4 protein-coding genes are annotated in these 7738 nt (G+C 33.1%); 2 read left to right on the forward strand and 2 right to left on the reverse strand.

What is annotated here, in order from left to right; all coding sequences use genetic code 11:
* Nucleotides 1–263 precede the first annotated feature (263 nt).
* Complete coding sequence (locus ACP6PK_RS28535) at nucleotides 264–1901, reverse strand: ABC transporter substrate-binding protein (protein WP_426564759.1); 1638 nt, start codon at nucleotides 1899–1901, stop codon at nucleotides 264–266.
* 2011 nt (nucleotides 1902–3912) lie between these two features.
* On the opposite strand from ACP6PK_RS28535, the gene ACP6PK_RS28540 reads away from it, so the two are divergent.
* Nucleotides 3913–4419: a hypothetical protein gene (locus ACP6PK_RS28540; protein WP_426564761.1), complete on the forward strand. Its 507-nt coding sequence runs from the start codon at nucleotides 3913–3915 to the stop codon at nucleotides 4417–4419.
* A gap of 337 nt (nucleotides 4420–4756) precedes the next feature.
* Here the strand turns inward: ACP6PK_RS28540 and ACP6PK_RS28545 are convergent, their stop codons facing one another.
* Nucleotides 4757–5389, reverse strand: a complete 633-nt coding sequence (locus tag ACP6PK_RS28545; protein ID WP_426564763.1) for a VWA domain-containing protein — start codon at nucleotides 5387–5389, stop codon at nucleotides 4757–4759.
* 1649 nt (nucleotides 5390–7038) lie between these two features.
* On the opposite strand from ACP6PK_RS28545, the gene ACP6PK_RS28550 reads away from it, so the two are divergent.
* Nucleotides 7039–7713 (forward strand): hypothetical protein, encoded by a 675-nt coding sequence (locus tag ACP6PK_RS28550; protein WP_426564765.1) that lies wholly within the window; start codon nucleotides 7039–7041, stop codon nucleotides 7711–7713.
* The last annotated feature ends 25 nt before the right edge of the window (nucleotides 7714–7738 follow it).

Here is a 7738-nt window from a genome sequence, read left to right on the forward strand (position 1 = left end):
TTCTGGTGTTTTACTTCTAAATTTTTCTGATTTATTACTGAAAAACCATAACTTTTAGGGTTAAGGAAATTTTGAGTAATTGATTTGAGTAAGTCAGAAGGAATGAAAAAGAAGCCAGAAGGAAGTTCTGGTGTTTTACTTCTAAATTTTTCTGATTTATTACTGAAAAACCATAACTTTCTTCTACCTTCTCTATAATTCCCACTTATCCTGACTCCTGACTCCTGCCCTCACCAAAATACTTTTTCTCAGTCAATCCTAAGTTATGATTTATTAATTGTCCAGAAAGGAAATTGTTGAGTAGGTTCTAAACTAACTCCGCTAATGTTTTTCTGAGTAAATACATAATCTTTATCTAACCATAATGGGATGAAAGGAACATCTTCTCCTAATAATTCTTGAATTTCTATGAAAATAGCTTGGCGTTTTTCTGGGTTTTGTTCTTGACGTTGTTCTTGGATTAATTGATTTATCTTATCGTTATAGTAAAATGAACCTTGAAATTGACTAGCTCCTTCTTCACAACCTTTTTCTATTGAACCTTTAGTACATTCTAAAAATGGTTGAATATAATTATCTGCATCAATAAAGTCTCCATACCAATCTAAGATAAATGTTTGATATACTCCTTTGTCTAAGTTTTTAAAGGCAGTAGCTGCTTCTACGCTATTCAATTCTAATTCCATTAAACCTTCTAGTTTTTGCTCTACAGATGCTTTTAATGTACTGGCTGTTAATTGTCTTTTAGTGGAATTTGCAGCATACCAAATTTCTATTTTTGCTGGTTTTTCTTGAGAGTATCCTGCCTCTTCTAATAATTCTTTGGCTTTGTCAAAATTTCCATCTCCATAATTTTCTTGAAATACTGGTTTATAACCATCAAATTTTGTCGGAATTAGACTATAAACTGGTTCAGCTTTTCCTTGTAAAACTCGTTCATTTAGTAAGTTTCTATCAATAATTGAGGCTAAAGCTTGTCTAACTTCCTTGTTATTTAATGGCTCTGAATTGAGATTTAAAACCATGTAATTAACTGTCTTTCCATCTGTAGAAATTACTTGCCATCCTTGACGACTAGCTTCTGCTTCTAAGTTGCTAATTTGGTCTGTGTCTAGAGTAAAATAAGCTACGTCTATAGCTCCTGTTTTAAAGGCATTAAATAGGTTGGCTGAACTAGAAAATATTTGGATGTCTATTCCTTGATTTTTTGCTTTTTCTCCCCAATAATTTTCAAATGTATCTAATCGTAAAACGTCAGTACCATACTCAGCTAATTTGTAGGGACCAGTACCAATAAATTGATCGGGTTTGAATTGATTTTCACCTATTGTATAAGCTTGTGGGGAAATAGCACATAGACCAGAAAATGCTAATAAAGGAGTGAAAGCTGCAAAGGGTTTTTTCAACTTAATTGTTAATTGATATTCTCCAGTAGCTTCTACTGACTCAACGGTATTAGTTAATAAAGAAGAAGGTGGACCACTACTTTCAATAAAACGTTTTAAAGAAAAGGCCATTGCTTCGGCGTTGAAGGGAGTACCGTCATGGAATGTTACTCCTTCACGAATAGGAATAGTATATGTTGTGCCATCTTCACTAATTTTTGGCATTTCTTTTGCTAGTTGGGGTACAAGTTCCGTTGTTCCTAACTTGTAACCGTAGAGGCGATCGCCTAAGTTATAGAGTAAGTTACCGGATATTACTTCGTAGGCGTCTGCGGGGTCAATAGTCCGAGGTTTTAAAGTTGTGCCAATGGTAATGCGATTTGTATTTGTTTCTGTAGTTAGGGTATTATCGGGGTTATTTTGAGGTTGGCTACAACTAATGACTAGGAAGCAACAAAGACAAAACAAACTAACAAATTGAATAATTGACTGCCAGGAATGGTTGATTGAATTCAATGATTTATGTTTGACCAATTTGACTATTTACCTCTCTGATATCTGAATAATATATAGTAATCCTAAATGATTTGTGAGAATTTTTATAGTAGTTAAGATTGATGAAAAACTTTCAAAATTATAACTCCTGACTCCTGACTCCTAACTCCTAACTACCCAAAAAATATTACAATTGAAAGAGGATTGCTATAGCTTTAATATATTAAATTAAAAGGTACGAAATTCTAAATTTAAGGGAACAGGGGTGCGACCTCGCGTCGGCGACACAGGCAAGAGAATACTCATCAAGAGTGGGAACATAAAACATAAAAGAAGAATAATAAGTGTGCTTCACAAAGACTAATAAATGCTATATTTTTGTTGGTTGATAGAAATTTAACTAATATAGGGATATTTTTTTTTCAGTTTTAAATTTCAGTAGATTTGATTATGAAAAATTTCAAAAATCTTATCTGCTTAATTATGAATTATAATTCCCTACCTCTGGCAAGATATTAAAATGGCAATAGAATTGCTATAGCTATATTTAATTAATCTAAGGAGTATTGATTTTGATATTCAGATTGCAATTCATAAAAATAATTTCTTCAAAGATATATATCAATATGATTTAAGTTATGAGATATTCGAGACTTTTAGGGAACAGGAAACAGGGAAAGGTAAACAGGTAATACCATTTCTCAAAAACTTTTCTACATTTTGTTGAGTAGGGGAGTAGGGGAGTAGGGGAGTAGGGGAGAGGGGGAGAAGTAAACATAAGAATAATTAACATTAAACTAGCTAAAATCAGCAAAAAAATAATTCTGATTGTATCGACCAGTTAATAACTGAAGTATCGCCCAAGTATAGCAATAATGCATGGGAATTGGTATAACAGAGAAAAAAAATGAATATGATAACTGCTATATTCTATTTTTTGAATAAATACTCAAATTCTCACATCTTACTGCTGATTTATATATAGTAATCATAAATCTTAGAGACTGTTTGTCAAATAAGTATTAAGCAAAAAGTTTCAGAATTCAAGCTTTAAGATTGAATAAGGCAAGGGATTGAAATAACTCTACAGAGGGAGTAGGTGACTATTCATACTCAATCAGTTAGTTGTGAATTTCTTGATAACAAATAATTGTTTTTTTGCCTATTCCCTATTCCCTCCATACCAGTTAAGTGTTCCCTTTTCCCTATCTTCTTTTTTTATATTTCCTGATACATTCAACCTCTTATTTAATGAATAATTACCGAAATATTGTGGTTTAAAGCCTCCCCTTTTAAGGGGATAATAAATAAAAATTTTCCTGTTTGTCAATCCTCTCCTTTTCAAGGAGAGGTAATTCTAAATTCTTAATTCTAAATTCTTAATTCTTGAAATCTCCCTGCTGAGAAGAAGATTGATGCTTCAGCAAGCTTTTTTTCAATTTTGCTTTGAAAAAGAAGATGGTGTAAACTAAATCTAATAATTAATTATTCATTAGGAAAAAAAAATACCAAAATAGATGAAAAGTCTGAAAATATAACGCCATATTTCCTAATGCTACAGATATTTTATAAAAAATTGCACCAACCATTAATATTTCAGGTCAAACTCAAGTGAGCATTTCCTGCGGAATGCTGCGCAAACAGCTATTAGCTGTCAGCTCTTCCTGCGGAATGCTACGCAAACAGCAATAAGACACTCCTTTTAAAGACGGGGTTTACTAGGAAGCAAACTTTCATAGTTAAGATTTAATTCTAGCTAAATAAAGCTTGAGAAAGGACACTAAAAGCAATAGCTTATGGCTGTTAACGCAGTTCCTCCGCAGGAGGCTGGCTGACGGCTGAATGCTTACAAAATCAAACCATTTTTTCTGGAATTGACGAGAGTTAAAACTGTTTAAAGCATATAGTTTATATAAGTTTAATTTCTGCTTAATTAGATAAAAGTTAAGAATTATCACAGACCCTAGATAAGTTGAGAGATTACTGTTTAAAATTCAACCTATATAGTTGTTTTTCTTCACTTTCAAAGTTTATGTCTAATTGCGATAATGTCAATAAAAGTTTGAGCATTGAAGAAGTTTATACTTGTCCTGTCTGCTATCATGGTCAGATTTCAGCAATTACTTTAATGGATGCTTTTTATTGTAATTTCTGTAACCATATTTTCACTCCAGATATGGTAAAGCAATCATTAAAAATGGCAGATAGTTCTTCTCCTTTAAGTTGGAGGTGGAATGGTAAAAAATGGAAGGCCGATCATCCTCAAGTAGAATGGAGTTGGGTAATCAAGTTATTAGCAGTTGGATTTGTATTATTACCAACCACATTAATAGGATTAAGTGCTTACTTTTTTCCTCCAATACCAGGTACTCCTCTATGTTGGCTACCAATTGTTTGGACAGGTTTAACTTTTCTATCTCATTTGACTATTATCGTTAATATTGTAATTGATTATTACCAGTTTCCAGTCAAGTTATACTTCAAAGCGCTGGGACGAAATTTATGGTTTAGGATTTCACCACAAAATTCTTCAATATAGCAATCCTATTTAATTTTTAATATTTTGGTGGCAGTTATGGAGTCAGGAGTCGTAGGGACAATTTATTACTGAATGCTCCTAATTACGCGGAAAGCGACAGCATTCGGAACCAAATCACCCGTACAGGAGTCAGAATTTCCAATTGATGTTAAACAACGCATATTAACCAATATTTCAATAGACATCTCTAAGAATAAAAAATAAAATAAATTATCCCACTCTTATTCATCAATTTATCCCCCCTACTCCCTACTCCCTACTCCCTACTCCCTTTTTTCTATTAGTTAAAAAAAAGCGTTTCCAGTGATATGCAATAAGCTAATTGCGATCGATTATCTTAAGCAAAAATAGCATTAATTAAAACATCCGTTAAATTCATGTTTTCCAGATCGGCAATAGTAACAGTATTGCAAATGTCAAATTTAGCACCTATTGTTTGTAATTCATTATCTAATAATTTAAAAAACTTAGTGACTTCAGGTTTATTTCCTACCTGAATAAGTGAAATACCTAACTCTTCATCTTGCTGTAAATTATTAGCAGCAGAGATAATAATCTGCTTAACTCGCTCAGGTTCTTCTATTTCACCTGCTGTAACAACTAAAATAGTTTCCCCATTAGGTTTTGCTATCTTCAGAGCACGTCGTTCAAAATAATTATCAATCGCATCCTTAAGAGCATCTGCTAAATTAGTTTTACCGGAGGGTTGATTTTCCAGGAAAATTTCACCTAAATCAGTAGATGTTACTTGGTCATATCGTTTAAAATAGTCAGAGAATAGGTAAACGGTTAGTCCATCTAAATCTAGCTTCTCACATTCACTAGCTAATCTGATGATGGAGTCTTGCATTAAATCCCATGGTCTTCTCCCTGTGGGGGAGCCAGATATATACATATCGTTACTTTTGTCAATTATTAAGGTGTAATCACGCTGTTGTATCGCAGCACCACCTTCCAGTAATGGGTCCATAAGGTTAATTTCTTTTATTATTGTTAACATCTATATTTTGACAGTCCCACCGTTAACTAGCTATCAGCTTTTCCTTACGGAATGCTGCGCAAACAGCATTTAGCTGTCAGCTTGAAATTCGAGGGTTGAAGTCCCCCACAAGAGTTTGAAAAAATTAGTGGTGCGCCTTTTATGGGGGGAAATAGTCCCCCATTATACACCGTGAAAAGCTGATTGCTGTTAACGAAGTTCCTCTGAAAGAGGCTAGCTGAGTGCTGACTGCTACTTCAAATTAGAGATTTTAACTAAGTTCAGAAGTCAGAAGTCAGAAGTTGTTTTTGTAAAAGGGATTTTGAGCAACCCTCCAAAAACATTTTCCCTTAAAAGGGGAGGTTGCACGACCCAATTATTTTGATAATGGTGGATTATTGCTTCAGTAACATATAACTATAACCAACTCACTCCAAGCCGATCCTAATTCACTTTAGAGGTGGTTTGAGAAGTCATTTATCCCCCGATCATCCCGCTTAATAAGGGGAACTTTCTGTGGTAATATCATTTCATGGAAGTCAAAAGTTAAAAGTAAGATTTTATCAGCTCACAACTTTAACTATACAGTAATTTCAGGAAATTATTTTACATTTAAGGTTGGAAACTATTTGTGACATCTTTAAAGTGAATTAATATTGAAGATACATAAGTTTTGGATTTTAGGGAACAGCTATTAAACCCTGTTTCGGCCACAGAAGCAAGGGAATGGATACTAAGAGAGGAAATAGGAAACAGAGAATAGGAAAGAGATAAAAATACTGTACTTGATTAATATGATAACTGCTGTATCCCTGGATCTATAATTTATACCCCCCATCTCGGAGTTAATCACTATGCCAATTTGAGAAGACTCCTCTAGCTATATTTTCATATAGAGCTTCTTTTGCTAAATTGGTGATAGTATAAATAATTTTTTGTACTTACTTACTTACTATTTGTCTATTGCCAAGGAAAATATTTTTTGGCATCAGTAAAAATTTCTAAATTACGATGAAATTACAAATTTAATTTTTCCGTAAAAATTCGGGATTTGATTAGTTTGGTATTGTAGCATCTGGTTGGTAGTTGTTAGTATTTTCTCTAATTAAGCAATTTGGCTGAAGATTTCCCAGTCAATTTTTATGACTTTTAAGCTTTGAGAAAATATTTCGTTTCCGGAAAACACACCAAGTCAAACAGAAGTTAAGAAAGAGTCGTTTTGAGGATTTTGTGATGGAACTAATTGAACTTTTTGAAGTCTATTTTATTGAGATACATTTTTTGTAATATCTGCTACTAATAAGACCATGAGATAAAAATAAAGTCCGTTTTAGTGCTGAGAGATGAAGTAGAAATACATAACTTGAGTTAACTAATCATGTCTATTTTACGATTCTGTTCCTATTTTGCTCGACAGAGAGTTCAAACATTTAGCTTTGTTAATGGTCTAACTCAGAATAACCTAGCAAACCCTAGAAATAAATTATTTATAGATTAATTTCTGTAAGCATAAAAAAATCAAACTTCAACTTGTATCTTAATCATCTAAACCACCTAGATCGAATTCGATAGCTCCAGAATAATATCCCATCTAACTAATATAGATAAGTAAACCTATAAATAATCGAAGGATCTTAATTATGAAATCTAACTCTAAAAATTATGAACTAAATGGAAACGAGCGAGTTAAGCAAAAATCGCCTCATCCTTTTTTACTAGCATTAATTTTAACTGGAATCTTAGCTGCTGAAGCATATCCAAATCTTACTGAAACAGCAATTGCTGCTGTAAAAGTTCTTCAATCTCCCCAAGTAGAGACAAATGGCAAAATTACTTCCAAGGCTGATAAGTTTGCTAATCTTTTAAAATCTGCAACAGAGACTAAAGTTGAATCTCAGACAGAAATATCTCAACCTTTTTTCCTAACTAATAAATCTCTAAATCATATACTTGCTGTGAAGCAGAACTCTATTAATAAGGATTTTGATCATGTGAAACAGTTCAGTAAACCAATTCCTGACGAGGCAGAAAAATTTGCTAATCAAACTGAAAAAATCCCTAATAATATAGTTGATGCTGTTCGCCAAGATTTAGGGAATCAAATAGGTATTGCCCCTGAAACAATAAAAGTGAATGAAGTCAGTCAAGAGACTTGGCCAAATACTTGTTTGGGGTTGCCAAAAAATGATGAGCTTTGTGGCCAAATATTAGTAGAAGGTTGGCGTCTTGTTTTGTCTGATGGTAAACAGGAATGGGTTTATCGCACAGACAATGGGGGTAAACTGATGAGAGTAGAACCCAAAAAGTTAAGATAGCTCTGAGAAATTAACAAGCTATTAG

It is taken from the genome of Dapis hubbardiae BLCC-M172, assembly GCF_050016015.1.
GTDB lineage: Bacteria > Cyanobacteriota > Cyanobacteriia > Cyanobacteriales > Microcoleaceae > Trichodesmium.

Bases quoted from the DNA above. Each gene is read 5' to 3' on its own strand.
- ACP6PK_RS28540 (WP_426564761.1), top strand. From the start codon at position 3,913: ATGTCTAATTGCGATAATGTCAATAAAAGTTTGAGCATTGAAGAAGTT.
- ACP6PK_RS28550 (WP_426564765.1), top strand. From the start codon at position 7,039: ATGAAATCTAACTCTAAAAATTATGAACTAAATGGAAACGAGCGAGTT.
- ACP6PK_RS28545 (WP_426564763.1), bottom strand. From the start codon at position 5,389: ATGGACCCATTACTGGAAGGTGGTGCTGCGATACAACAGCGTGATTAC.